Origin of the sequence: Comamonas fluminis, assembly GCF_019186805.1 — a bacterium.
Classification (GTDB): Bacteria; Pseudomonadota; Gammaproteobacteria; order Burkholderiales; family Burkholderiaceae_C; genus Comamonas; species Comamonas fluminis.
Window position 1 is genome coordinate 1,667,337 of sequence record NZ_CP066783.1, and the last position, 26,342, is coordinate 1,693,678.

At 56.5% G+C, this 26,342-nt stretch carries 21 protein-coding genes and 1 tRNA gene; 11 read left to right on the forward strand and 11 right to left on the reverse strand.

Annotated elements, in window-relative coordinates; translation table 11 throughout:
* Positions 1-15: 15 nt before the first annotated feature.
* Genes cap4 through JDW18_RS08010 form a run of 4 tightly spaced genes read right to left on the reverse strand, consistent with a single transcriptional unit; the run spans position 16 to position 4,607 of the window.
* The gene (gene cap4, locus JDW18_RS07995) at positions 16-1,413 is read right to left on the reverse strand and encodes a CD-NTase-associated endodeoxyribonuclease Cap4 (protein WP_218243122.1); all 1,398 of its coding nucleotides are present in this window, start codon (positions 1,411-1,413) and stop codon (positions 16-18) included.
* Positions 1,410-1,928: a Mov34/MPN/PAD-1 family protein gene (locus JDW18_RS22775; RefSeq protein ID WP_343216764.1), complete on the reverse strand. Its 519-nt coding sequence runs from the start codon at positions 1,926-1,928 to the stop codon at positions 1,410-1,412. Before JDW18_RS22775 ends, cap4 begins: the two co-directional genes overlap by 4 nt.
* The gene (locus JDW18_RS08005; RefSeq protein WP_218243124.1) at positions 1,855-3,615 is read right to left on the reverse strand and encodes a ThiF family adenylyltransferase; all 1,761 of its coding nucleotides are present in this window, start codon (positions 3,613-3,615) and stop codon (positions 1,855-1,857) included. Before JDW18_RS08005 ends, JDW18_RS22775 begins: the two co-directional genes overlap by 74 nt.
* Positions 3,612-4,607, reverse strand: coding sequence for an SMODS domain-containing nucleotidyltransferase (locus JDW18_RS08010; protein ID WP_218243125.1), 996 nt, complete (start codon positions 4,605-4,607; stop codon positions 3,612-3,614). The genes JDW18_RS08005 and JDW18_RS08010 overlap by 4 nt, the downstream gene beginning before the upstream one ends.
* Before the next feature lie 284 nt (positions 4,608-4,891).
* On the opposite strand from JDW18_RS08010, the gene JDW18_RS08015 reads away from it, so the two are divergent.
* From JDW18_RS08015 to JDW18_RS08030, 4 genes are all read left to right on the forward strand, one after another.
* Positions 4,892-5,278, forward strand: coding sequence for a helix-turn-helix domain-containing protein (locus tag JDW18_RS08015; RefSeq protein WP_218243126.1), 387 nt, complete (start codon positions 4,892-4,894; stop codon positions 5,276-5,278).
* Positions 5,279-6,148: an ImmA/IrrE family metallo-endopeptidase gene (locus JDW18_RS08020; RefSeq protein ID WP_218243127.1), complete on the forward strand. Its 870-nt coding sequence runs from the start codon at positions 5,279-5,281 to the stop codon at positions 6,146-6,148.
* Between the two features lie 29 nt (positions 6,149-6,177).
* The gene (locus JDW18_RS08025; RefSeq protein WP_218243128.1) at positions 6,178-6,825 is read left to right on the forward strand and encodes a hypothetical protein; all 648 of its coding nucleotides are present in this window, start codon (positions 6,178-6,180) and stop codon (positions 6,823-6,825) included.
* 471 nt (positions 6,826-7,296) lie between these two features.
* Positions 7,297-7,373 (forward strand) — tRNA-Arg (locus JDW18_RS08030).
* 103 nt (positions 7,374-7,476) lie between these two features.
* Here JDW18_RS08030 and JDW18_RS08035 read toward each other — a convergent pair.
* The gene (locus JDW18_RS08035) at positions 7,477-9,213 is read right to left on the reverse strand and encodes a M14 family metallopeptidase (RefSeq protein ID WP_218243129.1); all 1,737 of its coding nucleotides are present in this window, start codon (positions 9,211-9,213) and stop codon (positions 7,477-7,479) included.
* Between the two features lie 200 nt (positions 9,214-9,413).
* Complete coding sequence (locus JDW18_RS08040; RefSeq protein ID WP_218243130.1) at positions 9,414-11,246, reverse strand: DEAD/DEAH box helicase; 1,833 nt, start codon at positions 11,244-11,246, stop codon at positions 9,414-9,416.
* A 267-nt stretch (positions 11,247-11,513) separates the two neighbouring features.
* Here JDW18_RS08040 and ettA point away from each other — a divergent pair, with 267 nt between their 5' ends.
* Both ettA and JDW18_RS08050 read left to right on the forward strand, forming a co-directional pair.
* The gene (gene ettA, locus JDW18_RS08045; protein ID WP_218243131.1) at positions 11,514-13,175 is read left to right on the forward strand and encodes an energy-dependent translational throttle protein EttA; all 1,662 of its coding nucleotides are present in this window, start codon (positions 11,514-11,516) and stop codon (positions 13,173-13,175) included.
* Positions 13,176-13,223: 48 nt separating this feature from the next.
* Entirely contained in the window at positions 13,224-15,410 is a 2,187-nt protein-coding gene (locus JDW18_RS08050) for a DUF1631 family protein (RefSeq protein ID WP_218243132.1), read from the forward strand.
* Between the two features lie 27 nt (positions 15,411-15,437).
* Here the strand turns inward: JDW18_RS08050 and JDW18_RS08055 are convergent, their stop codons facing one another.
* Positions 15,438-16,472, reverse strand: a complete 1,035-nt coding sequence (locus JDW18_RS08055) for a P1 family peptidase (protein WP_218243133.1) — start codon at positions 16,470-16,472, stop codon at positions 15,438-15,440.
* A 171-nt stretch (positions 16,473-16,643) separates the two neighbouring features.
* Here JDW18_RS08055 and JDW18_RS08060 point away from each other — a divergent pair, with 171 nt between their 5' ends.
* Positions 16,644-17,480 carry a MetQ/NlpA family ABC transporter substrate-binding protein gene (locus tag JDW18_RS08060; RefSeq protein WP_218243134.1) on the forward strand — a complete coding sequence of 279 codons (837 nt, stop codon included), beginning with the start codon at positions 16,644-16,646 and terminating at the stop codon, positions 17,478-17,480.
* Between the two features lie 57 nt (positions 17,481-17,537).
* Here JDW18_RS08060 and JDW18_RS08065 read toward each other — a convergent pair whose 3' ends face one another.
* Entirely contained in the window at positions 17,538-18,740 is a 1,203-nt protein-coding gene (locus JDW18_RS08065; protein ID WP_218243135.1) for a leucine-rich repeat-containing protein kinase family protein, read from the reverse strand.
* A 47-nt stretch (positions 18,741-18,787) separates the two neighbouring features.
* Between JDW18_RS08065 and JDW18_RS08070 the strand changes: the two genes are divergently transcribed.
* The 4 genes from JDW18_RS08070 to JDW18_RS08085 all read left to right on the forward strand — a co-directional run bounded on the left by JDW18_RS08070 (position 18,788) and on the right by JDW18_RS08085 (position 24,892).
* The gene (locus JDW18_RS08070; protein ID WP_218243136.1) at positions 18,788-19,765 is read left to right on the forward strand and encodes an SMI1/KNR4 family protein; all 978 of its coding nucleotides are present in this window, start codon (positions 18,788-18,790) and stop codon (positions 19,763-19,765) included.
* 103 nt (positions 19,766-19,868) lie between these two features.
* A complete protein-coding gene (locus JDW18_RS08075; RefSeq protein WP_218243137.1) occupies positions 19,869-21,029 on the forward strand; it encodes an ankyrin repeat domain-containing protein in 1,161 nt (386 codons plus the stop codon).
* A 284-nt stretch (positions 21,030-21,313) separates the two neighbouring features.
* Positions 21,314-23,686 carry a polysaccharide biosynthesis/export family protein gene (locus JDW18_RS08080; protein ID WP_246610343.1) on the forward strand — a complete coding sequence of 791 codons (2,373 nt, stop codon included), beginning with the start codon at positions 21,314-21,316 and terminating at the stop codon, positions 23,684-23,686.
* Between the two features lie 18 nt (positions 23,687-23,704).
* A complete protein-coding gene (locus JDW18_RS08085) occupies positions 23,705-24,892 on the forward strand; it encodes a GumC family protein (RefSeq protein WP_218243138.1) in 1,188 nt (395 codons plus the stop codon).
* Between the two features lie 62 nt (positions 24,893-24,954).
* Here the strand turns inward: JDW18_RS08085 and JDW18_RS08090 are convergent, their stop codons facing one another.
* Genes JDW18_RS08090 through JDW18_RS08100 form a run of 3 tightly spaced genes read right to left on the reverse strand, consistent with a single transcriptional unit; the run spans position 24,955 to position 26,336 of the window.
* A complete protein-coding gene (locus JDW18_RS08090; RefSeq protein ID WP_218243139.1) occupies positions 24,955-25,317 on the reverse strand; it encodes a copper-binding protein in 363 nt (120 codons plus the stop codon).
* A gap of 20 nt (positions 25,318-25,337) precedes the next feature.
* Positions 25,338-25,826, reverse strand: coding sequence for a DUF411 domain-containing protein (locus tag JDW18_RS08095; RefSeq protein WP_218243140.1), 489 nt, complete (start codon positions 25,824-25,826; stop codon positions 25,338-25,340).
* Positions 25,827-25,847: 21 nt separating this feature from the next.
* A complete protein-coding gene (locus JDW18_RS08100) occupies positions 25,848-26,336 on the reverse strand; it encodes a cupredoxin domain-containing protein (RefSeq protein ID WP_218243141.1) in 489 nt (162 codons plus the stop codon).
* Positions 26,337-26,342: the final 6 nt, after the last annotated feature.

Consider the following 26,342-nt stretch of genomic DNA (forward strand, 5'->3'; position numbering starts at 1 on the left):
CTGGCCTGGGGGTGTTTAGGAAAGCCGGACCGTGGGGATGTACTTGCCCTGGTCCCAGTCGTACAGCTGAATGACACCGATGCCGTTGAGCCGGTGTCCAAGCGCCATAGCGAAAACGGAGGGCGCCTTGATGAAGAGGTGAATACAGCTCAACTGATGCCGACCACGGAACTCAGCCAGCTTCACCTTGGCTTCGTGCACTGCCCGGTTCAGTGTGGCGATGTCCGGGACAGCGGAACCGGAGCCTAGCGATAGCTTTGGCGATGCGTCCAGGCCGAATGCCATAGCCTGAACGTCTACATCCGCGTTCGAGCCGTTGGGGAAGCTGATGGAGACCATTCCCTCGCGCCCCGTCGAGGTGACAGCACTCTCATGGTCAGTAAAGAAATGCTCTTTTGCCTGCGTATGATCCGACGTGTCAAAGAGCTGGCCGTTGTGTTCCATGGTGAGCGTGAAGTTGCCTGTGGCCGAGAAGGTGTGACCCAGCAGACATGCCACCGACATACGATGCTTGGCTGAAAGGCGAATACCGCGGCGCTGCCGACTGCCCAGCACGAACTTACCCATCTCCGCCAAGCTGCGCCGTAGCTGCTCCCAGGCTGCTTGACCAACAGTTCCTCTGTCTGGGCCGTTGAATGTCGACACGTCCAGGCCAAGCGGACCAAGGTCAAAGCCCTGACCCGATAGCTGCAAGGCGGACGGCGTAGCGCGCCAACGTTCCGTCGCCCCAGGCATGCTGTCCATAAGAGCCTGTTCGATGCACCTGCGATAGACAACGCCCTTCACTGACTGGGCCACAAGCTCCTTACATCTTGCGCGAAAGGCGTTCTCCTCTTGGCGACGCAGGTCCAGTTCAGGGAGGTGCCTACCCATGTTCACAGCAAAGCCGGCCTCAACTTGGGTGTCGCTGTATTGAACGAAAGCCACACGCTCCAGCACGAACCTAGCAAGCTCTGGCGTCTGCCCCAGCTTGACGATGTAGCCCACGATATCCGCTTCAGCGGCGATGCGAATGGAGGAGTCTTGATTTAGCGCCTCTGCCGGGCCACGGTATCGCGCAAGCTTATTGAACAGCGGTGCGAACTCACCAACGAAGCCGCCACACAGAAGCACAAACTGCACATACTCGTCCGGAGCTGCATCGTGCAGTTCCTTGAAGTGTGCAACCTCGTTCCAGAACTCTATTTTGCTGAGTTGATTGCGCTTAGCCTCGTACGTGATGCAGTACGTCCCACCGCCTGGTCTGAAGTAGCGGAACTCGATGTCACCAAGCAGCTCGCTGACTGCATGACTGAAGGCGGTCTCTGCAAGAAGGCATGGAATGCTCTCGAGCAGGTAGGCGTCTTGGTACTCGAATCCTCCCCGAGCGACCACGCCGCCGAGTGCCTGTGGTTGAAAAAGTGGTGAATTCATCTGCGGCTTTCGAAAACAAGAGTTGAGCAGCCGTATCTTCCGTCTGGAAGGTAAGTGTGCGCACTACCCTCGAGTTGCCCAGAGGCATCCAGCTTAATAATCAGCAAGACTACAAAGTTTGCGCCCACCTGGGGGGTGGTGACGATGTCTAGCATTGAGCAGTGGTCTGTCGAGCTCGGCTGTACTGAGAAGCTTGGATGCGAGTGCCATTCGCCCAGGTAGTTGAACCGCCGGAAGTCGTTGCCATGCTTGGCGCAGAAGCGCTTAATTGAGGTTGCGACGCCAGAAAGGTTACGCACGAAGCTTGTGACGGTTCCAGGCCGCTGCATGGTGACCATCCGGACTAAGAACTGGTCAATGCCCACATGCTCACCCAGAAGCACACCGCCGCATTCTCGTACCCCAGCATGCGTCAGAGCACAGGTTAGCGCGGTTTGCACATCAGTTGGCAGTATCAGCTGCAACATTAGGGCCGCCCTCCATTGCCGACTGCAACACTTCGAGGATTCGCGCATCTTCAGGACAAAGCAACTGCACCTTTTCGGGCGTGCACAGGGCGGCCGAGCAATCGATGGGTATCGTGTCGAATGGCTGCTTAAACTCCCAGAACTTGCGGTAGCCCATCAAATAGGCTGCAACAGGGTATTCAGACTGTTTTCCGGCGCAAAGCGTGTCGATGGCGAATTGCGTCATTGAGGCGGCTAGGGCCGACACATCAGCATCACTGCCGACAAGCACCTGCCCCGCAACGTCCATGGCATAGCGCAGAGCATCCTGCGCCTCTTGGCCTGGCACGGGTTCGAGCTGCGCCAAGTAGGTGTGAATGCATGCGCGTATGGTAGCCGCGTCTCCATCCAGGCCTGGCCGGCTGCGCGCCATTTGGCTACCGAAGCCCCCCGCGAAGACTTCACCCCAGACCATGGGCAACTTCGCCGACTTGCACAGTGCCGACAGCGTCAGGAATGCGCGAGGATTGGCTGTTGCATCAATCACGAGGCTGCATTCGATGAGAGCGTCGTTCAACCGTGCCATGACCCCGGGGTTCTCTTGTGCGCCGATGTTCAATTGCGTGACTTCCACCATCGCGCCCGGGGCCACCAACTCAATGTCGCGCTTGAGTGCATCTACCTTGTTGAAGCCCACAGACCGCCAATCCAGCGCATTGCGCACAAGGTTCTCAGGACCCAAAATGTCCTCATCCACCAACGTGAACTTCCTAACACCAGCACGCGCCATGGATACTGCAATCTTTCCCCCAAGAGACCCAGCACCCACGATAGCGACATGAGCGTCTGCGAGCGGGCGAAAGTTGTCGGGCAGTCGGCCCCCCTTGTCGTTGGAAAAATCAAGCAGGTGATACTCTGTTAAGCGCTCGGAAGCATCTACCTGAAACGCTCGGAGCTTATGCGTCGGGCTGTGCACGACGATGAAGTATTCGTGGGCAAGGTTAGCGTCGTTCGCCCCGATGGGCCAGAGTTCTCCGAGCCGGGTCTTCAACGCCTGCAAATTGAAATCACCAAGATGCAGAGCTTCACCCTGAACGATTGCAAGCCAACCGACTTGCGCACAAGCGCTAGGCCATCCACTAGCAGGCACATCCGCCACCTGCAACTTTGAGGCATCGCCGATGCATGTTGGAACTGCGACCCTAACCCCGTCTAATGAGGAGAGACGGATGTTCAATGGATACAGGCCGGGGGTTGCGCGTGCTCGCAGCAGTTCCTGAAAACCCGTCGTTAGCACGAAGCGGTACGGTTCGAACCGTGCTTCTTGCGCTGCGCTCTGTTCGTGGCGCGACAGCGGCGCCTTGAGCCGTCGCGGTGAGGCGTTGCTGATGAGCTCACTCCAAAGAAGCTTATATGCGCTGCGAACCACATCTGCGCCAGTAAAAGCCGAAACCCAGTTGTCTGGGCCATACTCTAGGCACAGCACCCCGCCGCCGCCAAATTGATGCCGGCTTAGCCGAGTCTTGGCATGCCTTGGACGGACGAAGGCGGGCACATCGGGGAACAGGGAGGGATACACCAGTACCCCATCGAAGACCCAGTTGCCAACCCCGAACTGAAAATACGCGCACAGGTCTCCAGTTCCTGTCTTACTCCACCCGTTCAGTTTAAAGGAGTGAATTTCGGATGAGAGCGCCTGCAGAAGGCGCACCTCGCGCGCCATCCGACTAGGTTGGGCCTGCAACGGCGACATCATGCAAACCCGCTCGGCTTGTTGGGAACTGCTGCCACGGCTGGGAACGACAGTCCCAGACCTACAGCCGGGCGCACCAGCGATGACGCGGCAGAGCGGGAAGAGGCTGCTGCGGGGAAGCAGGATCCAAGTACGTCGCGCCACTTCTTTAAGGCCTTGTCGTCGTCCGTCTCATTCTTGGCGTCCCGAGCCAGCTTTGCGTGCTCCTTGACCTTGTCGTAGAAAGTTTGGAACTCCTCGGCCGTTACATGAGAGAACACGTTGTTGCCAGGGACTCCTGGGTCTTCCAGGAACGGCACCAAGCCTGCCGCAGCATAGCCTGCGTAACCGTCACTGATGGACTCCAACAGCTCCACAAACAATGTCTCGTAGTTGGACTGTGTCGCGTTCATGAACTTCGAAACCACGCACTCCAGGATGAACCCCTTCGGACGGCGCAGGTCAGCGAGATTAACGCGGCGCCACCATTTGAAGAGCTTAACCAGCGGCTTGAAGCGGCCGCCAGTGCGACTGTTCTCGTCAATCGTCCACTGCGTATGCGCAGGAGGGTTGGTGGTCAGCCATTGGCCGAGCTGTTTGTCCGGGATAAGGTAAGACAGACCGTTCTCGATGATGGGCACTACGTCCATATCAACCGTGGAGAGCGTTACGGCGATAGAACGGCGGTTGACCTTGACATTTTTGTAGCCGGCGTCGCGCAGAGCCTCTTCTAGGATGGTGAGTACGTCATCGGGGTCATCGTCTTTGGTGTGCTTCGTCACTACGATGATGTCCACATCGGGGCGTTGAAGTACGCCGTCGATTTTCTGTGGACGAATCGCGGTGTCCCGCTTGTACGAACCAGATAGGAAGTCCGTCTTGTGTACCTTGGCGAACTCCTCATCCGATTTCAGGGCAGCACGCAGCGTCGTATGCGCGCTGGAACAGGCGTTAACGGTGGAAGTCGAGGGCTCAATCTCGTAGAGGAGGTCAGTAAATTGCTTTTGCGTAGTCATTGGTGCACCCGTAGGTTGGCATTGCGAATGCGATGACGTTGCGGCAAAGTCTGTTGTCCATGCTGAACAACGATCATCAACTGTGCCAATACAATGTGCCCCTGAAAATTCTCGAGTCGTGTTGTCTGGCTGGACAACAGTATATAGAAATCACCTTTGCCTGCAAGAGGGGCTACCGCTTTTCTATATCCATGATTCTTGCATCGACAACATCCGACACCCCTCACTTTGGTATTAGTTGGACACTGGGGGACCAGCCCCTTCTTTGAATTCAGGAAAAACACATGCCACAAACCGGCTTGGGAACGGCGCTCCGCGAGCTCCGAGAACGGCGCACTCTCTCACTGCGGGAGTTGGGCCAACTTGCGACAATCGACCACGCCTATGTTCATCGACTGGAAAGCGGAGAGAAAGCAAGCCCGTCACCAGAGCTGCTCGAAAAGCTCTTGAAAGTCTTGAAACCTAGTGACCGAGACGCCGAAGTCATCTCTTGGCTGGTGGAACACCCTGATACAGATGTAGACTTAGTGAGGTATGTTTTAGCCGATGGCTCCATTGCCATGGATATATTCACGGCGGCAGCAGGTGTTCGCCATCGCGGCACGGCTCGACCGGACCCCGCCACGCTAATCTCTCGAATTAAGAGAGCTTTTGAAGAGGACGACGAATAGATGGATGAGGCAGACGTCTTGCAGCGAGCCCGAGCCTTCGTGGCAGGCGTCGATACCTCCAACATTCAGACTGACCTTTCTCCGTATCTAGCGGCCGCAAATGCCAAGGTTATCAAGGAAGAGATGGGCGCAGGAGAGTCAGGCTCCACCATCACTACCCCCAAAGGCAAGCACATCATTCATGTGAACTCGCTGGAGCCCGAGAGACGGCAGCGGTTCACCGTGTGCCATGAGCTTGCCCACATCGTGCTTGGACTGCCTTCAAACCATGATGAAGTTCCGTCCTGGTCGTTCTCAAAGCGGGACCCGAATGAGGTGATGTGCGACCTCTTCGCTGCCGAGCTATTGATGCCGTACCAGCAGTGGCTGAGCAAGATGCCTGAGGGCTATCCCTCCCTGGAGGTTATTGAGTTCATGGCTACCGAGTTCCAGACCTCATTTCCTGCCGCGGCGTCCCGCTACGCCAACCTGGCGAGGATTCCCTGCGCATTCGTCACTATGGACAAGGGAAGGGTCCGATATGCGGCACGGTCCACAACCCTACGCCGCGCAAATGCCCGCATCCCTGCCCGGACCCCTGTTCCTCCGGGATCGGTGGCGTACGACATGAGGGCTAACGGTGTTACTGGAACCCGCGTGGATGAGATTGCTCAGGACGTATGGTTTGAGAACTGGGAAAAGGGTCTCGACCTGTTCGAACTATCTAGGCACTACCAGCTCACAGACACTACGGTATCGCTCTTATGGTTTGACGAAGAGGATCTGCCAGAAATAGAGGTCACCCGCTTCGGCACACGCCTCGTGGATGATGGTGGTCTTGCCGAGTTGACTGGAGAGCTTCCCTGGCCGAGTGGGAAGAAGCGTCGGTAGATTGCCCCTAGTTGAATGGTGGTGTGACGATGTCAAACTTTCCTCAGCGGGTGCGCGACAATATTCTTCCGCTCTCCGAAAATCAGACGGTCTCCGAGGCTTTCGATGAATGGGTGTTTGCCGAGGAAACAATTGACCATGAGCAGCCCGTCGAAGTTTGCCAGCTATGCCAACAGGAGGACCTTCGATACCACTTTCTCATTGAGAACGAGCTGAATGGGAATCAGCTCTGGGTGGGTTCGCAGTGCATCTTGAGGTTCGAAGTGGGGGTTTTCGAAGAGGGCCGAAAGCTCTCGCCGAAGGATGCGAAAAGAAAGCTCAATCAAATCTATCAGAGGATGCGTTTCGATGCCTGTATCAAGGCGTTGGAGCGCGTGGTGGCGACCGAGAACACTGAGATTCTCACGAATGCATGGGCTTACTACCGTAAGAACGGAAATCTCACTCCCAAGTATGCGTTCGTGGTTTTATGGCGCTTACAAGTACACAAAATCGACCACAGTCCCACCTTCTTCAAAATATCGTTGAAGACGGCCCGTCATCAGGCGAACCTGGCTGACATGGATCGGTCTCGTGTCCACCTCATCTGGCCAGCACTGACAACCAGCCAGCGCGTGATCGCTCAGAAATTCGGACACACACCACCGACAGAGCAAGACACTGCCCCATCGTCTTAAACCTAGCCTCGGGGGCTGTGTCCCCCTAGGATGGGTATAAGTTGATGGAGGTTTTCCCCTGCGTCTGCTCTCGGCCTCTGCAGTCGTTCACTGACATCTGACTGACCGGCAGCAACCAGCCTGTAGCTGTCAGAACAGGTGTTGGACGGGACGAAGAGTTTGTTGAGAACTCTAGCCGTGAGGGCTTCAGTTGCGGCTAAGTTTGTGGTGCTTGATCCTCTTCAAATCCGTGTAGGTCACCTTGTTTGGTCATTTTTGTGGCGTGCATGTGCAATAATTCGAACGCTAGCTAATGTCTAAAGCGTTCTAACTCAATCCAGCCTTAAATTTGGACTTTTGGGGGAACAACGTGGGGAACGTTGGTGTGGAAAAATTTTTTGAAGCCTTTGCTTTCTGCGGGTTTCAAGGAAAGATTCAATTCCCCCCAGCTCCACCATCTCTTACAACCAAGCAAGGCTGGGTTGTGTCTTTCTGCCCGTAGCTCAGTTGGATAGAGCAACAGCCTTCTAAGCTGTGGGTCACAGGTTCGATCCCTGTCGGGCAGGCCAGTTCTTCCAAACAAAAAACCGCCGGTGCTTTTGCACGGCGGTTTTTTGTTTGGTGATCAACACGCCTCAGTCAGAGGGTATTGATTGCGCAAAGCACTGCGCTTTATTCCATTTCCTCTTCAAAGACGACTGAAGGCGTTGCGACGATGCGTGCAATGTCAGATGGCATCGTGATCAGGTGCTTGTACATATAGCTGTGCTGTGTATCGGGCTCCAGCGCAGCGGCCACAAGGTTGGCTTTGGCTTGATTCAGAGAGATGTAGTAGCTGCCTGAGGGTGTATCAATGGCGCCACGGGTGAGTCCCCAGTTGTTGGCCGATTGCGACTGATAGCGGTCGGCCAGCATCTGGCCGGGTTCAGCAATTTGCATGATTTGAACGCCCTGCATACGCAGGCGCTCGATTGACTGGCCTGCACCCGCAGAAACCCAGTAGCCGCAGGGGCGTGGGCGTGTCTGGCCGGGCTTGAGGACCAAGGAGGAGTTCCAGTCCACGCGGGCTTGAAGTTCCTGGCCTGAATCAGCCTGAAGCATGCTGATGGTGCGTTGCTCGGGTGTTTGCTGGGTTTGAATAGTCACCGTTCCACGGCATGCCTGAGATGCAATATCTCGGGTGACGAAGGATTCCACTTGATTGAGATTCTTGGCTTTTGCCGCAGCGCTGCGCAATGCGCTGTTTGCTGCGGTGACCAGGCTATGCACACGGCGCTGGATGTGCAGACGGCCGAGGTCGGAGCCTCGGCTGGCAATCATGAGTGAGGCTGTATTTTTCAGACTGTTTGCATTGATCAAGCTATCGGCATCAGTGCTGGCCATCGACAGCGATTTGTCTGCGGGCTGCGCGCTGGCTTCGTAGTACCAGTCGTTGGTGATATCTGACTGGTTCAGGGCATTGCGCATGGGTTCTGCGAACCATTCGCGTGCTGCCTTGATGACAAATTCGTGGTTGTTCGCGGTGCTGGCTGGCTGCACCAGCAGGTCGTAGCGTTGCACAGCCTGAAACTTTTGCAGAAATGGGCCGGCGGCTGCGTATTCGCGCAGGTCCAGCAAGGCCACGGGGCGGTAGTTGCGTGTGAGCTTTGCAAGAGCCTGTGCTTCCGGGGTGCTCAGAATCAGGTGGTCACGCGCGAGGTCGGTTCCATCTGCAGTCAGCTGACTTGAGGTTTGTGCGCCATCAGGGTTGGCTCTGGGCACGATGATGATGTTGATTTGCTGCAGCAGTGGGGACAGCAGGCCGCCCTGGCCGAGTTCGCGGGCGATAGCCAGCAAGGCTTCTGCCGAAGCGGGTTCATCGCCGTGCTGCTGGCCGACCAGTAAAACGGTAGGCTTGCCATTGCTGTTGAGGGCGGTGGCCTGGGTGCTTTGCCCCTGCGTGGCAATCAGGGCAAGTATTGGCAGGCCACGCTGCGAGGTGCCAATCGTTGCCAGTTCCATGCGTTGACCAGGGGCAGCTTTGCTCGTCAGAGACTGCAAAAGCCCAGTCATTTCTGCCTGCGTGGTGAACTGCTGCCGGCCTTCGGTCAGGCCGGGCGTTTCATAGCGCACCGAAGGATCGGGAAAGCGTGCTTCGATGGCTGGGTTGTATGGCAAAGGTGTCAGCTGCTTGCTGGCTGCAATGGGCTGGCTGACTGCGGGGCTGGGCGCCGGGGTGCTGGTGCTGGGTTGAGGAGCGGTGCGTACCGCAGGCGCTGCAGATGTGCCATTCCACACGGGCAACTGAACATTGGCACAGGCAGTCAGAAGGCAGGCCATGGCCACAGCCGTGAACCTGAGCATACCGCCAGCCCATTGTGTGGGCGTATTTACAGCATGAGTGGACACGGATGTGGTGGATGACGTCATAGTTTTATCAGAGGTGGATAAACGAGCATGCCTGCAGCGGCGGGCGCGGATACAAGCTTCGCACACCTGTGGGGGATGTTAGACCTGCAGCCTTGCGAGGGGCTGTCAGCACAATGACCCAGCTGGGTTCAGAAAAAAGGAAAAGGGGCTGCAATATGACCTATTGCAGCCCCTCGGGTTACCGGGGCGGGAGCGAAGGATTAACGACCGAAGCCGCCACCGAAGCCACCGCGGTTTCCGCCACGGTTGCCACCGCCGCTGAAGCCGCCTCGGCCACCGCCAAAGCCGCCACGGCGACCGCGATCGGCCATGCTGTCAACGCTGGTGCGCATGGGGTCTGGCTGGCCGCCATTGCTGCCGCGCGCGGCATTGTTGCGGGCGTGGCCCAGTTGTGTGCCCAGGTGTGCATCGGGGCGTGGAGGCTGGTCTTCGTAGCGGCCGCCGCGTTCGCGTTCACCAAACTGGCGGGCTGGGCCGCGCTTGGCTGGGCGTTGCTGCTGGTCATTTTGCGGACGTGGGCCGCGATCGGATTGACCGAACGAAGTGCGATCCTGTGACTGGTTGCGGTCTCCGCCTTGGCTGCCCTGACCACCCTGACTGCGCTGGTGGGTGCGATTGTTGTTACGGGGCTTGTTGTGCTGGCGTGGGGGGCGCTGGCTTTCAGATCCTGCGTCGCCCTGGGCTTCGCCTGCACCTTGTACGTCAGCGGCAGGGCGGCGGTTGCCGCGGCCACGCTCACCACCGGTGGCCTTGTTGGTGCGAATGCGCTCCATCATTTCCTGACGGGCAGCCTTGGCAGCAGCCTGCATCACATCGCGGCTTGGTGGTTTGCCTGCGCCGCCCCACAGGGTCTGGCGGCCCATGGCGATGGGCTCGGCCACTTCACCTTCTTCAGGGCCGAAGCCTTCGAGCGGTGCCACAGGAATTTCCTGCTTGGTAAAGCGCTCGATGTCCATCATGAAGCCTTCTTCGTCCATGCAGACCAGGCTGACGGCATTGCCTTCGCGGCCAGCACGGCCTGTACGGCCAATGCGGTGCACATAGTCTTCCGAGATATTGGGAATCTCGTAGTTCACGACGTTGGGCAGCTCATCAATGTCGATGCCGCGTGCTGCAATATCTGTAGCTACCAGTGCACGCAGTTCGCCGGTCTTGAAGCCTTCCAGGGCCTGAGTACGGGCGCTCTGGCTCTTGTTGCCGTGCAGGGCCATGGCGCTGACGCCATTCTTGGTCAGGTACTCGGCCACATTGTTGGCGCCGAACTTGGTGCGGGTGAAGACCAGCACCTGGCTCCAGTTGTTTTCCTGAATGATGTGCAGCAGAACCTGCTTTTTCTTGCCGCGACCCACGGGGTGGATCACCTGCTTGATGCGCTGCACGGTGGTGTTGCGAGGTGTGACCTGGATGGACTGCGGGTTCTTCAGCAGGCCATTGGCCAGTTCGCGGATTTCGTCGCTGAAGGTGGCGGAGAACAGCAGGCTTTGCTTGTCCTTGGGCACCAGCGCCAGCACCTTTTTCACGTCGTGGATGAAGCCCATGTCCAGCATGCGGTCGGCTTCGTCCAGAATCAGCATTTCAACGGTGGACAGGTCCATGAAACCCTGGCCTGCCAGATCGAGCAGACGGCCGGGGGTGGCGACGAGCACGTCCACGCCTTTTTCAATGCGGGCGATCTGTGGCTTCATGCCAACACCCCCGAAGATGACGGTGGAGTTGATGTCCAGGTGCTTGGCGTAGTTGCGCAGGTTTTCTTCGACCTGAGCCGCCAGTTCGCGTGTGGGCGTCAGCACCAGAGCGCGAATGCCCTTGCCGCCAAATCTGTTCTTGGGCGCGGTGCCATTGCTCAGGCGCTGCAGCATGGGCAGGGTGAACGCTGCGGTCTTGCCGGTGCCAGTCTGAGCGCCGGCCAGCAGATCGTGGCCTGCCAGCACCAGAGGGATGGCCTGTGCCTGAATAGGGGTCGGGTTCTCATAACCCTGTTCTTGTACGGCCTTGAGAATGGCTGGAGCCAGATTCAGTTCTTCAAATGTCATTTGTGATCAGTTGCGCCAATCCTGGGCGCGGGGTATCAGCCTGTCGTGGCGGCCCGTGGGGCTGCCTGGCCAGTTGTAGGCAGATAAAGTTTGCGTGTTGGGAGCCCGGAAACGCTTCCTTTGTCCCCAGCTGAAGTGCTGCTGCAGCAGGCAACTGGACGCCTATTGCGAGGGGTATTGTCGCATGCACCGATAATCATGGTTTGTTTGCCGTGCAAAGCGGCACGTTTTTTTGCATAAATCCAAGTAACTCAAAGCAATTCGGACATGGCTCAATACGTTTTTTCGATGAATCAGCTGACCAAGACGGTGCCGCCCAAGCGCCAGATCTTGAAAGGCATTTCACTGAGTTTCTTCCCTGGCGCCAAGATTGGCGTGCTGGGCCTGAACGGCTCGGGCAAGTCTTCGCTGCTGAAAATCATGGCAGGCGTGGACAAGGAGTACGAGGGCGAGGCCATCCCCATGCAGGGCCTGTCCATTGGCTATCTGCCTCAGGAGCCACAACTCAATCCTGAGCACACCGTGCGTCAGGCGGTGGAAGAGGCCATGGCCGAAGTGAATAACGCCAAGGCCCGCCTGGAAGAGGTGTACGCCGCTTACGCTGAAGAAGATGCCGACTTTGATGCGCTGGCCGCCGAGCAGGGCGAGCTGGAAGCCATCATTGCCGCTGCTGGCACCGATTCCGAGCACCAACTGGAAATCGCTGCTGACGCGCTGCGTCTGCCCGCTTGGGATGCCATCGTGGGTCAGCTCTCCGGTGGTGAAAAGCGCCGTGTGGCCCTGTGCAAGCTGCTGTTGTCAAAGCCCGACATGCTGCTGCTGGACGAACCCACCAACCACTTGGACGCTGAATCCGTGGACTGGCTGGAGCAGTTCCTGCACCGCTTTACCGGCACCGTGGTGGCCATTACCCACGACCGTTACTTCCTGGATAACGCCGCTGAGTGGATTCTGGAACTGGACCGTGGCCACGGCATTCCCTACAAGGGCAACTATTCCGACTGGCTGATCCAGAAGGGCAACCGTCTGGAAGCCGAACAAAAGGGTGAAGAAGCCCGTGCCAAGGCCTTGAAGAAGGAACTGGAATGGGTGCGCCAGAACGCCAAGGGTCGTCAGGCCAAGTCCAAGGCCCGTATTGCCCGCTTTGAAGAGCTGAGCGATTACGAATACCAGCAGCGCAATGAAACACAGGAAATCTTCATTCCTGTGGCCGAGCGTCTGGGTAGCAAGGTTATCGAGTTCAAGAACGTCTCCAAGGCTTTTGGTGACCGCGTGCTGATCGACAACCTGTCCATGAACATTCCTGCTGGCGCCATCGTCGGCATCATCGGCCCTAACGGCGCAGGTAAGTCCACGCTGTTCAAGCTGATTGCAGGCAAGGAACAGCCCGATAGCGGTGAGGTCGAAATCGGCCAGACCGTGAAGATGGCCTTTGTGGACCAGAACCGTGATGCGCTGGCCAATGAAAAGACGGTGTGGGAAGACATCTCCGGTGGTCTGGACATCATCAACGTGGGCAAGTTCCAGATGGCCTCGCGTGCCTACGCCGGCCGCTTCAACTTCAACGGCCAGGACCAGCAAAAGAAGGTCGGCAACCTCTCCGGTGGTGAGCGCGGTCGTCTGCACCTGGCCAAGACCTTGATTCAGGGCGGCAACGTGCTGCTGCTGGACGAGCCCTCGAACGACTTGGACGTGGAAACCCTGCGTGCCCTGGAAGATGCGCTGCTGGAGTACGCCGGCACCGTGATGGTGATCTCTCACGATCGCTGGTTCCTGGACCGTATTGCCACGCACATTCTGGCGGCTGAAGGCGACTCTCAGTGGGTGTTTTTTGACGGTAACTACCAAGAGTACGAAGCCGATAAAAAGAAACGACTGGGTGAAGAAGGCGCTGCTCCTAAGCGCATGCGTTACAAAGCGTTGAAGTAAGCATCAAAATGTCTCCAGCTTCGGCTGGAACAGGTATTCTTGCGAGCTATGAGTCTCGCCCACGCATCTGTTTCCGTACTGCGCACCTGCTTTGTTCAGGCGGTGCGCCGTTCAGATACCTTGATGCTGCGCCTGCTGCAGCGTACGGAGTACGCCCTGGAGCAGGCGCTTTTTACTGATTTTTCGTCGTCCAGACGCGACGTGCTGAGCGCGGCCCTGCACAACCTGCAGCTGCATCGCGCTTACCTCATCAATAGTTACCCTCAGAATTTGCTGGAAGCGCTGGTGCTTTCGGCGCGTCAGCCGTTCTCGTTCACGGCGCAGTCCATGGACCCCGCGGGGGAGTTGCTCCCTCCCTGGGCTGGAATGGCTGAATCTGCCGACCGGCAGCTCAAGGTCGAACAAAAGCTGCTGCAGATGGTGGCGCCACAGGTAGAGCTGGCGCTGGCCGATCTGGATGCCCTGATGTGTGGCGCGCAAGGGCTGGAGACGGCAGACCCCGAGTGCAACCCGCTGCGCCCCGAAAACTATGTGCGGGCTCTGGATCAGTCGCTGACGGCTGTGCAGCCAGCAACAGAGGTGGCGCAGTGCTGGCGCGATCTCATGGGCCAGAACCTGGGTGGCATTCTGGTGTCTGAATACACCAGAGCCGCCACTTTCCTGCGCCAGCAGGGCGTTCACCCTGCGCACTATGGCGCCAGACCCTCGGATTCACATCAAACGCAAAGCCTGCTGACGTTGAGGCTGCTGCAGGAAATGGCGTCTGACCTGCGCTGGATTGATGACAGCCACTGCACCGTTCCGCAGTCGCTGACGGACTCCATGCTGGCAGACTGGCCCCAACAGGCTGCTCTGGCCGTCACGACGCCTGATGTGCTGACGGGGCTGAATACGGGCTGGGCCTCGTTTTCCAGCACGGCATTGCAAGCCATCGAGCCATCGCAGGTTACTGCTGGCGCCGCTTTCCTGGGGCTGGTGCAGCCCACTCAGGCACCGCGCCCTCTGGTGCATGCGCGAACCGTGCAGCGCATGATGGTGCATATGACGGCGGATGGCAGACTGCTGCCTCCGGTGCAGCGTGTGCTCAGGCAGCTGGAGCCTCTGTTGATACGGCTGGTGGAGCAGGACACCACTTTTTTTGATGACCGGCAGCACCCGGCCCGCCAGTTACTGGATGAGTTGACGGCGCGCAGTCTGTGGTTTGTCAGCGAATCAGCCCTAGGCTTTGCCCACTTTATCGGGGTGGCTGAAGTGGTGGCGGCCAAGCTGCAGGGCATGCAGCAGGTTAATGCCCAGGTATTCGCTCTGGCGCTGCAGTTTGTGCGCGAACAGTGGCCGCCAGAAGGTGGCAGGACGGCTGCAGTGGCCTTGCAGAGTCACTTTGCCGAGCCCGGAAATTCCACGCAAGGCTTGATGACTTCGGCGCTGGGTTTGCTGGAAAAAGCTTCTTTTCAGCAGGCGGTGCAGGTCAGGCCTGATACCCAGAGCATTGCACAGACCATTCGCAACCTGCCCAGTGCACAGGGTGTGCCCGAAGATATTCTGGACTTCGTGACCGGCCCCTGGGCACAGGTGATTGCCCAGGCGCAGCAAGGGCAGGGTGATGGTGCCGAGCGAGACCCCGGTGGCTACCTGGCACTGGTGCCCAGTTTGCTGTGGAGCGTTTCGGCACAGGCGGAGCAGGATACGGCCAAGCTGGTGAATCTGGCGCCCAAGCTGCAGCGGAGGCTGGCCAAAGGCTTGCGCAGCGTGGGGCGCACCGAGGCAGAGATTGCAGCGCTGGCGGCGCGCATAGGCAGTTTGCAGCAGGGTGTGCTGGATATGGGCAGCATCGCTGCGGCCAGGGCCGCACAAGATGCTGCACAGGCGCCGTTGCAGGCTGCAGCTTTCCCCGCGACGGCGCCCATGCAGCTTGCTGTGATGGATGCCGGGGCCATGGCGGCGCCAGAGCAGGTCTTGATGCAGTCGGAGCCGACGAGGGCGCAAGAACAGGGGCAGGAGCAAGAACAAAGCCAGGTGCAAGCGCAGGAGTCTGCGCAATGGGCCTTGGGCACCTGGGTAGAACTGCGCAGCGAACGCCAGCAACTGCGCACACAGCTGACCTGGGTCAGCCCTCAGCAAAGCCTGTTTTTGTTTACCGCCGAAGATGGCAGCACGCAGAGCATGACACGCCGTATGCGCGACAAACTGCTGGCCAAGGGGCAGCTGACGCGTATTGCAATGCAGCAGGTGTAGTCAGCTTGGCAGGCCTTATGGCTGGGTTCAGGTCGCGGCCATATCGGCAGCTGCAGGGAGTGTGGGCTGGTCCGTAACCTCTACGGCTGTCGCCAGTAAAATGGCCCGGGCAGTCGCCACCGCTGCGGCTTCGGCAGCCAGTGTGCACAAGGTCATCATGCCCAGGCTCTTGCCACTTTGGCCCGTACCCAGGGTAAACAGACTGTCTCCATCGCTCATGGTGTGCACGGGGTTGATGGCGCGGGCCAGCCCATCGTGGGAAACAACGGCCAACCGATGGGCCTGGGCTTTGGTCAGTTGCGCGTCGGTGGCAATCACGCCAATCGTGGTGTTGCTGCCAGCCAGCACGGGGCGGGGCTCTTCGCCAGCCAGCAGGGCATCGCGCGTGCTGATGAGGCCCTGTCCATCGCGGCTGCGAGCGCCCGCCAGCAACTGACCGGTAAAAGGGTTGAGCACATCGCCTAAAGCGTTGCAGGCAATGATGGCGCCCACGGTCACGCCTTCCACCGTGAAGCTGGCTGTGCCAATGCCACCCTTCATGGCGCGATCCAGACCAAAGACTTTACCGACGACGGCGCCAGCTCCGGCTCCCACACTGCCCTCTGCAATGCGCTCGGTGCTGACACCTGAGGCCGCACTCTGGCTGGCTGCATACCCTGCAGCGGCATCGGGGCGTATGCGCCAGTCGCCCATCATCACGTCGAACAGCACGGCAGCGGGCACCAGTGGAATGCGGCCCACGCCAATGTCCAGACCTGCGCCTTGCTCTTCCAGCCAGCGCACCGCCCCTGTGGCTGCATCCAGCCCCCAGGCGCTACCGCCAGACAGCATGATGCCGTGCACCTGCTGCACCAGATTGCTGGGGTGGAGCAAATCGGTTTCACGCGTTCCGGGCGCTGCGCCGCGCACATCAACGCCGCCTGTAGCGCCTTCGGGGCACAGCACGGCTGTGCAGCCTGTGGGGCGGCGGCTGTCGGTGAAGTGGCCCACCTTCAGACCTTTGACGCGGCCGATATGCCCTTCGTGATTGAGCAAGTCCTGGATGGAGGTGATGGCTGGCATGTGAAGACCTTTGGAGAGATGGCAGAAATGATGTTGCAGTTCTTATATTTTTATATGGATAAGCAGATGGATTTTTATTCTTAGAAGGAGGGCGTCACAGGGTTCATACTTACTTCATTGCTGCGGTGCAAAAAACGCGCTGCAAAAGTTCAGATTTTCAAGGAGTGATTCATGTCCGCACGTTTTTCTTTTGACGCCAGCCGCCGCGCCGTTCTGGCCACTGCCGCCATGGCCTTGCTGGTCACCGCAGGCGCCCCGGCCATGGCCGATGATGGCAGCAAGAAAAATCTGCTGATTGGTGCGACGGCTGGCTCCAACTATGACTTGCTGCAAAAAGGCATCCTGCCCCAGCTGCAAAAGCAGGGCTACAAGATCAAGCTGGTGGAGTTCAACGACTATGTGCAGCCCAATCTGGCGCTGAGCGATGGATCGCTGGATGCCAACTTCTTCCAGCACCGCGCTTATTTCGAGCAGTTCACCACGGATCGCAAGCTGGCGCTGACCGCCATCGTTCAGGGCCCTGTGGCACCCATGGGCGTGTACAGCAAAAAGCACAAATCGCTGGCTGATATCAGGAGCGGTGCCAAGGTAGCGCTGCCCAACGATCCCAGCAATCTGGCCCGCGCATTGCTGGTGCTGCAGCAGGCTGGTCTGGTCAAAGTCAAGGAAGGTGTGAACCCTGCCCGTATCTCTGAGCTGGATCTGGCTTCCAACCCGCATAAGCTCAAGTTTGTGGCCCTCGAGGCTGCCCAGTTGCCACGCGTGCTGGAAGATGCGGACTATGTGGTGGTCAACGGCAACTTTGCCGTTTCCTCGGGTCTGAAGCTCAGCGAAGCCGTGGTGCTGGAAAAGACCCCCGATCAGTATCTGAACGTGGTGGCCGTGAAGACTGGCAACGAAAAGTCGCAGTGGGCCAAGGATCTGGCTGCCGCCTACAAGTCGCCTGAATTCAAGGCTGTGGTGGACAGCCAGTTCCCCGGCTACGCCAAGCCTGCTTTTCTGAAGTAAGCAACTCGGGCCTTATGAGCAAGGGACTGCAATGCAGTCCCTTTTTTGTGGGTGTCGTTACTGCACGAGGGCATGTATTTCGTCTTCCAGGTGCTGCAAGGCACGCAGCTCAATTTGCTGCAAGGCCTTTTGCTGGGACAAGGATAAGTCACCGAGCATTGCGGCGGCGCCCATATCGGTGAGCACGGCTTTGCCACTGCTCAGATCGCACAGAGTGTTGTGCGCATACAGATCGCCATGCAGCAGCCCGCTCTGGTGCAGATGGCTGACGGCGGCACGAATGCCCTGAATCAGCTGCTGTGCAATATCAGCACTCAGGCGCAGGCTGGTGGCATAGACATCACGGGTGCAGCTTTCAAAACTGGGCGGCGCGGCCAGCGCTTGCATCTGTGGGCCAAGCAGGGGCAAAGCCATGGCCAGACGCCCCTCGGGTGCACCGGTTACGGCGGCAAGCGGTGTCAGCAGATGCGGGTGAGTGCCTGCAGCCAGGCCCGCAGCCAGTTCGGACTGCGGCGTGCCGTCGCTGGTGAATGCCGCCTTGAAGACCTTGAGGGCCAGCGTTTGATCACCGTAGCTTGCGCGGTAGATATGGCCGCTGGCGCCTTCACCCAGCAGCTCATGCAGCTGCATGTTTTGATAAAAATAGGGTTCTAGTCCAGATGTATCAAGCGCAAGCAGCTCACTTTTTTGCGTAATCGGGTTGCCCGCCAGTGCCAGCCAGCTCAGGGTGGGTAACTGAAAAATGGGCTCTGGCACGCTGGTGAATCGATTGCTGGCAATGCGCAGCAGCTCTAGCCGCTGGCAGTGCACCAAGGATGCGGGCAGGCTGACGAGCTGGTTGCAGGACAGCATCAGCTTTTGCAGGCGCGTGCAGTTGCCCAGCGACTCGGGCAGTGTCTGCAGCTGGTTATCCGTCAAAATCAGCCAGCGCAGGCGCGGCGGCAGACTGTCTGCGGGGACATGGGCAATGCGGCAGGCCTTGAAACCCACCATCTCCAGCTGTGGCATCTGGCCCAGTACAGAAGGCAGTTCGGTGAATGGGTTGTTCGATGCAAACAGAATCCGCAGCCGCGCAAATCGCGTCAGATCATCGGGCAGGGTGGTGAGCTGGTTGCCCGACAGATCGAGAATCTCTAGCGTCTCAGTCAGCGCGTACAGTGCGTCGGGAAACTGGGTCAGGTCGTCACTGATGCGGATATGGTGTGCCCCTGCCAGGGAGCCATCTGCCAGGCCGGAGTGAAACTGTTCAAGCGTCAACATAGGTCGCGCAGTCTAAGCCTGATGCGCGAAATGCAGGGAATGAACGTATGAAAATCTTCAAAGACTTGCCGGCTCTGGTGCAGGCATTGCCGGATCTGGCCGTGAGCGACTGGGTAGATTTGCCCGCTGCAGCAGCGGCCCAGCTCAATGCGCCGGGGCTTGTGCCTCCCGCTGAAGTGCTGGCGCAGCCCACCCTGCGTTTTGTGCTGCGCGCGGGCGGTGAGGCACCCCGCATGGGCTATACGCCGTGGTTGCCTGTGGCTGTGCTGGCGCAGATGAGCTGGCCCTCGCCGCAGGATTCGGTAGGCTGGTCTGAATTTCTGCAGGCCGAGTTTGGGCGCAGCCAGCGTTTTGCCAAACAGCAACAGGTTTGGGCGGACGCAGATGTGCCCGAGCCATTCTGGCCGCCAGCTTCTGCAACCGAAGAGCAGCGCCTGGGCTATTGGTATCTGGGCCTGCAAGCCCATGCCTGGCTGGATGAGGAAACTGTGCAGCCCACGCCTTTCAGCCCTGCCGAACTGCGACTGTGCGAGTGGCGGCTGGGCGGCAAGCTGCCGGAGGCGCTGCGCGACTATCTGCTGCAACTGGGCGTACTGGACTGGGCCGAGCGTTTGCTGAGCCCGCGCTTTGATCTGAAGGCGCCTGACGAAGATATGGACGCCATCGGACCGGTCTCTGTGGTGTTCCCGGGAGTGGCCGACATTGTGGAAATGCAGGGGCCGGAGCATTCGTCTCAGTTGCAGGCAGAGCTGCAGCAACTGGTGGCCTTTGGCGACTACCTGGGCAATGGCAACCTCTGGTGCTTTGACCGGCGCGATGGCTCTGTCTGGTATCTGGACCATGACAGCAGCCCTTTGCTGACGCGTGTGTTTGAGGATGCGGGGAACTACCTGGACGCGCTGGTCATGATGGCGCTGTGCCGAGCCCACGCCATTGCAGGCGGGCGGGGCGATGGTGACGAAGTCGCTGAAGTCATGCTGAGCCAGCGCTTGGGCAAAGATCTGATTGAAAAGTGGATGTATTAACGAACGGATACAGACTGGGCCAGCGCAAGGTGCAACAACGGTCCGGGCGCTTTGAAGGCCGCGCTAAAGTGACTCTCAGTCGCCACACAAAGGACTGTTGTTCATGACAATGAAACTGATCAAGGCTGCGGAAAGTGGAGATATTGCGGCCCTGGAAAAGCGCCTGACCGCAGGCGACGATATTGGCTTTGTGCAAAAGGGCACAGGCTTTACGGCGCTGACCGTTGCCTTGCATTGCAGCCATTTCGACGCAGGTCAATGGCTGATCGACAGCGGCAGTCCGCTGGATGCGATCTGCAACGTGATGGGCTGGACCCCTGCGGGCTGGGCCGCCAGCAATGGCCAGGAGCAGGCCTTGCAAATGCTCAAAGATGCGGGTGCCGACCTGGATAAAACGCAGGATGCGCAAGGCCGCACGCCCTATCTGATTGCGGTGGATTTTGGCAAATGGGATGCAGTGCGCTGGTTTTGGACTGCGGGCGTGGACTTGCAGCGCCGTGATGCGCGTGGCATGACGGCCCATGACCTGCTGGTGAGCAGCCAGCGTCAGGTGCCTCCTGACCTGCTGGCGCGTACAGCGCTTGACGCGGCCAAGGCGCCTGCGCGATCTGCGGCAGCCAGCCCGCTTGATGGAATACAGCCCTGGCCTGATGAGGCATGGGTGCAACTGCATTGGCCTGAGGACTTTCCTGCACTGCCAGCGCAGTACAACGAAAAAGCGGTGGCCGATGGCTCGGACAAAGGCTTTTTTGACGAGGCCTTTCACCAGACCATGGCGGAAAGCCTCGCTCCGGCGCTGGCGTCACCCACGGCTGCGGTGCGCAGTTGGGCATGGACGCAAAGCCATTGGGAGCGTGAGGCGCGCGAGGCGGTAGAGGCGCTGTTGGGCGACGATTTGCCGCCCTACATTGCCGAGTACCAGCGCCAGATGGTGGGCGGCGCCATGATTCGGCATGCCTTTCTGCACCCCAGGGCCCGGCGTGCGCACCCCGCACGTTTGCCAGATCTGGTCAGCATTCACGAGGATCTGCAACTGCTGCATGTGCAGCCCGATGGCGCGAACAAGGTGGTTGTGGCGGCCCTGGCCCATCGCCCACTGCAAGCGGATGCCAGTGACGCGCAGTGGCTGCAGTTGCTTAAAGACTTGCAGGAGTTGCGCTTTACCGTGGTGTGCAGCAAAAAGGGCAAAGTGCAGCACTGGCGCGTGGATGCGGTGGAGATGCGGATGTACGGCAGCCAGACTGTGTGGAGTACGCTGTTGTAAAAATAACAAATTTGCCCTAAAGGTGCTGCAGTGAGGGCCTGCTTGCGCTCATTCATTGAAAAATTTGCTGTCACAAGATGGTCAACGGATGATGAAAGTTCAAATCTTTACCCGTCAAGAGGGCGGAAAAGCATCATTCCACATGTTTGTGAGGTAAAGTCCACGCCGCTACCATGTTGATGTCATAGGGCATTGTAAAAATTAAATTTCAGTTGAATAAGAATAATAATGATTATTGAAATTTGGTTGGGTATTTAATGGTCAAGATTTAAGTTGCAAAAAATATGAGAGAGAATCAAGTGTTTCGAATTCGCAAGAACTACATTTCTGCAATTTTTGCTACAGTCTTTATTCTGCCAAGCGTTAATCTGGCAAGTGCTCAGACAAATTTTTTTCAGGAGATCAGTCCCCAGGAGAAAATTGGCGGTGAGGAAGTTTCGAAAACATCGACTTCCAGAACTACTCCTTCAGTGAGTGAGGGTCGGCCAGCTGCCTCAGGTGGGATTTTGCTGGATGCTGCCGGTAAAGAGAAAAATAGGAATTCCACCATTTCCAAGGTGGAAAAATTGGGTGTGGATGATCGTGGTGCCAAGATGGATTTCCATGAGTCCCCCAGTCAATTTCAAATGTATATTAAACAGTCAACAGGAAAGAACTTGCCAATTTATGGGCAGTCTCTTTTTGCAAGGCCACAAGCCTATCAGGTTGATGCAGCCGCCCCAACACCAGGTGACTATGTTCTGGGCCCTGGTGATGAAGTAAATGTTCAAGTTTGGGGTGGTGTTAATTATGATGGGGTATTGACGGTTGACCGAAATGGTCAAGTCAATATTCCAAGAGTGGGGGTTGTTAACCTTGCCGGTGTTAAAGCGTCAGGAGTCTCCGCAGCTATTCGATCCCAAATTGCGCAAACCTATACCAATTTTGAGCTGAATACCAATGTGGGACGATTGAAAGGTATTCAGGTTTATGTGGTTGGGCAAGCTAGGCAGCCAGGATCTTATACGCTTTCCAGTCTTGGAACTCTGGCAAATGCAATTTTTGCCAGTGGCGGGCCTAATGCGCAGGGTTCCATGCGAAATATTCAGTTGAAGCGCAAGGGAAGCGTGGTTGCTACTTTCGATGCATATGATTTTATTTCGAAAGGTGACAAGGCGCATGATATTTCCTTGCAGGCAGGAGATGTGATTGTCATTCCTCCAGCAGGTCCTAGAGTTGCATTGATGGGTGCTTTGGATCAGGAGGGTATTTATGAACTGAAGCTTGGAAAAAATAATACATTCGGTGATGTTGTGGCGATTGCAGGAGGCGTCCCTAGCCTTGCCAATCTCCAGAAAGTAACTCTGGAGAGAATTAATACTAAGAAGACTCCTGCGCGGGAGGTTATTAATTTATCGCTTCAGGACAGGGATTTACAACAGCCCATGATGGATGGGGATTTGATTACGTTACTGCCAGCGAGCTCCGAGTTTGGCAATGCAGTGACTTTGCAGGGCAATGTTGCCATGCCCCTGCGCTATAAGTGGTTTAGCGGAATGCGTGTCAGGGATCTGATTCCTAATGAATCAGCCTTGATTACTTCTGAATACTATAAGAAAAAAAATTCTTTGGTTCAAAACCTGGAGGACGATAAATCGAAGGATGCTGGAAGCATTCTCGATTCTCGAGTTCGAAATATGGTGGATCAGATCAACTGGGACTACGCGGTTATTGAGAGGCTGGATAAGAAAAATCTCAAAACTCAAATTATTCCATTTAATCTGAGAGAGGCTATCAGTGAGAGAAATAGCTCTGATAATGTGGAGTTGCTGGCTGGTGATGTGATTACTGTTTTGAGTCAGAAAGATTTGAAGATCCCAGCAGGAAAACAGACCCGCCTTGTTCGCCTTGAAGGTGAAGTGGCTGCACCTGGATTGTATGAAATTAATGCTGGTGAAACACTGACACAATTGATTCAGCGTGTTGGAGGAATTACAGGGCAAGCCTATCTGTATGGCATGGAGATGGATCGATCATCTGTTCGCAAGCAGCAGCAGGAAAATCTGGATATGCTGATTCGCCGATTGGAGGCTCAGCAGCAAAGTCAGATATTGTTCTTGATGGCCAATCGAAGTGCTTCAGATGCTGCATCACAATCAATGCTGATGCAGCAGCAGCAGCAACTGGCTCAGAAGCGGATTGAAGCTTTGCGACAACTGAAGAGCAACGGCCGTATCACGCTGGAGTTGAAGCCTGCAACACTGACCATGGCCAATTTGCCAGAGCTTCCTTTGGAGGATGGTGACCGTATTTATGTGCCAGCAGTTCCCGGCTTCGTGAGTGCGATTGGTGCCATTAATAATGAAAATGTATTTATTTACAAGCCTGGGCGTACCGTTAAGGAAATTATAAAAATTGCTGGCTTGCGTGAAGAAGCAGAGACGGATGAAATATTTGTTCTGCGGGCAGATGGAAGCATTGTAAATCGGGCTTCTATGGGGGTTTTTGCGAGTCTCAACAATTTGGAGTTGATGCCCGGTGACACTATTGTGGTTCCTGAGAAGCTTGATCGAGAAAATACGCGTAATTTTGTTATGCGTCAGCTCAAGGATGTATCACAAATACTCTCCCAGTTTGGATTGGGTGTTGCTGCGATCAAAGCTATCAAGAATCTGTAAAAATATAAAAAGAAATTTATGGATAAAATTGAAATTCAAGGCAAGGTTAAAAATGAATCTTCTGTAGAAGATGAGGAAATTAGCCTTTTTGATATCATTGAAGTTTTGGTGAAAAATATCAGAACTCTCATTGCTGTACCTGTTGTTCTTGGCTTGATTGGATTGGGTGTTGCCTATTTGATACCTCCCAAATATACAGCTAGTACACTGTTTTTACCACCGCAGCAGCAGGCAAGCGCTGCAGCAGGTATGTTGCAAAGCCTTGGTGCGCTGGGCGGGCTGGCAGGTGCAGCAGCAGGTATAAAAAATCCTTCCGATCAGTACATCGCATTTTTGAAAACACGTGTTGTGCAAGATGCGGTAATTGATAAAATGAAATTGAAGTCGCATTATGAAGCTGACTTTAATGAAGATTATCGAAAGATTTTGCTGAAAAATAGCAATATTTCTTCGGGTAAGGATAATATTATTAAAATTGAGGTTACTGATAAAAATCAGAAAATGGCGGCAGATATTGCCAATGAGTATGTGAAGGAATTAGGAGTACTCGTTGGGAAATTTTCTGTGACTGAAGCGCAGAGTCGTCGTGCATTTTTTGAAAAACAGCTTTCAGAGACAAAAGAGAAGTTGACCCAGGCACAAGTGGCCTTGGCTGCCAGTGGGGTCAGTCTTGATGCTTTGAATATGAATCCAGGAACCGCAATTGAAGGGCCTGCACGATTGAAAGCACAGGTGACTGCACAGGAGGTCAAGATTGCATCCATGCGGAGCTATTTGACTGAGAGGGCTCCTGAGTTCAAGCAGGCTTTGAATGAGTTGGCTGAGCTCAAAAAGAAGTTGGATCAATTCCAGACTCAAGATGAGCGTGGAAATGGAACGAAATCCTCGGAGTACATTGCGAAATACCGAGAGTATAAATATCAAGAGACATTGTTTGATATTTTTTCCCGACAGTATGAGTTGGCTCGCGTTGATGAGGGGCGTGAAGGCCCTATGATTCAGGTGGTCGATTATGCAGAGCCTCCAGAGAAAAAATCATCTCCAAAGAAACTGCTGATAGCATTAGGTGCCGCTATTGCTGGTTTCTTTTTCTGTTTGATTTACATCTTTGTGCGTAGAGCTCTGGATTCTGCGCGAAGCAATCCATCAGATGCCGAGAAGCTTGCATCGCTCAGAAGTTCATTGAAGAAGCAGTTAGGCATCTGACCGTTATTCAATAGATTGATTCTGAAGAAATTTAAATGGCCCATTTTTTGGGCCATTTTTTATCAGGGTTCAGGCTGAATACGGGTAATGATCAGTGCGCCGTTCTGGTCTTCAGCATGGAATAGCACCTTGTCACCCGTCTTGAAGCTGGCTGGCTGTGCTGAATCCGCCAAGGTAAACACCATGGTCATGGCGGGCATGTCCAGATTTTTGATTTCTTCGTGGCGAATCGTCAGCTTGCCAGTACAGGCATCCACACGGGTGACTTCGCCTGCAGTAAGCACTTCTATTTGATCGGCTGGCTTGGGTGAAGAGGTAGCGCCACCGTGACTGGCGTGTGCGGCGTGGTCCTGAGCCATGGCTGGTGCGGCCAGTGCTGCGCTCAGGCACAGTGCAGTGAATGTGGTGTGAATGGCTCTTTTCATTGTGTACTCCGGATAGGGGATCAGCCGCGATAGCTGGTGAAAACGCTGGTGCTGACATCGCTGCGCATCAAGCTCTTGGTGACTAGCAGCACATCAAATGGGTCTTTACGGCCGCCGTATTCGGGGCCGTCCATGCCGGGGCTGCCAATAGGCATACCTGGCACGGTGATGCCCAGAGCCTTGGGTTTTTCTTTGAGCAGCTTGCGCACATCGGCAGCGGGTACATGGCCTTCAACCACATAGCCGCCTACCAGTGCGGTGTGGCAACTGCCAAGGTTTGGCGGCAGGCCCAGCTTGGCTCGCACGGCGTTGTTGCCGACGTCATGCACGGTCACAGCAAAGCCAGCCTTTTCCATCAGCACAATCCAGTCTTTGCAGCAGCCGCAGTTCGGGTCTTTCCAGACTTCCATGGGGGTCTTGCTGGGCTGGGCTGCCAATGCGGGCAGTGCAGCCATGCCGACTGCTGCGGCCAGCAGATGCAAGGCGCGGCGGCGGTTGGTGGTTTGCATGGGGTATTCCTTTTTTCAGAGTTATTCGGTGACGGTAAAGCGGCCTGTCATGCCTGCCTGAAAGTGGCCGGGAATGAGGCAGGCAAAGTCAAAGCTGCCAGGGCGGTTGAAGTTCCAGATCAGGTTTTCACTTTTGCCGGGTGCAACATGGGCCATGTAAGGCTCGTCATGTTCCATGCCCGGAAACTTGAGCATCATCTGTGCGTGCTCATTGAGTGAGGCCTGGGTGCCAAGCACCACTTCGTGCATGACCTGACCTTTGTTGATGACGTGCAGGCGCAGGGTTTCGCCCCGGCGCACGCTGAAATGGTCAGGGCTAAAGCGCATATCGTCTGTCATCTCGATGGTGACTGTGCGCAGGGCGGGCTGTGCATCGCCTGCAATGCCCCAGTCTTTTTGCTCTTTGACGACAGGGCCCGCAGCCGCGCCATGGCTGCTGTTTCCATGAGCGAAAGTGCTGTTGGCGCCTATCAATAAAGCGCAGGCAGCTATGAATTGCATAGTCTTCATGATGGT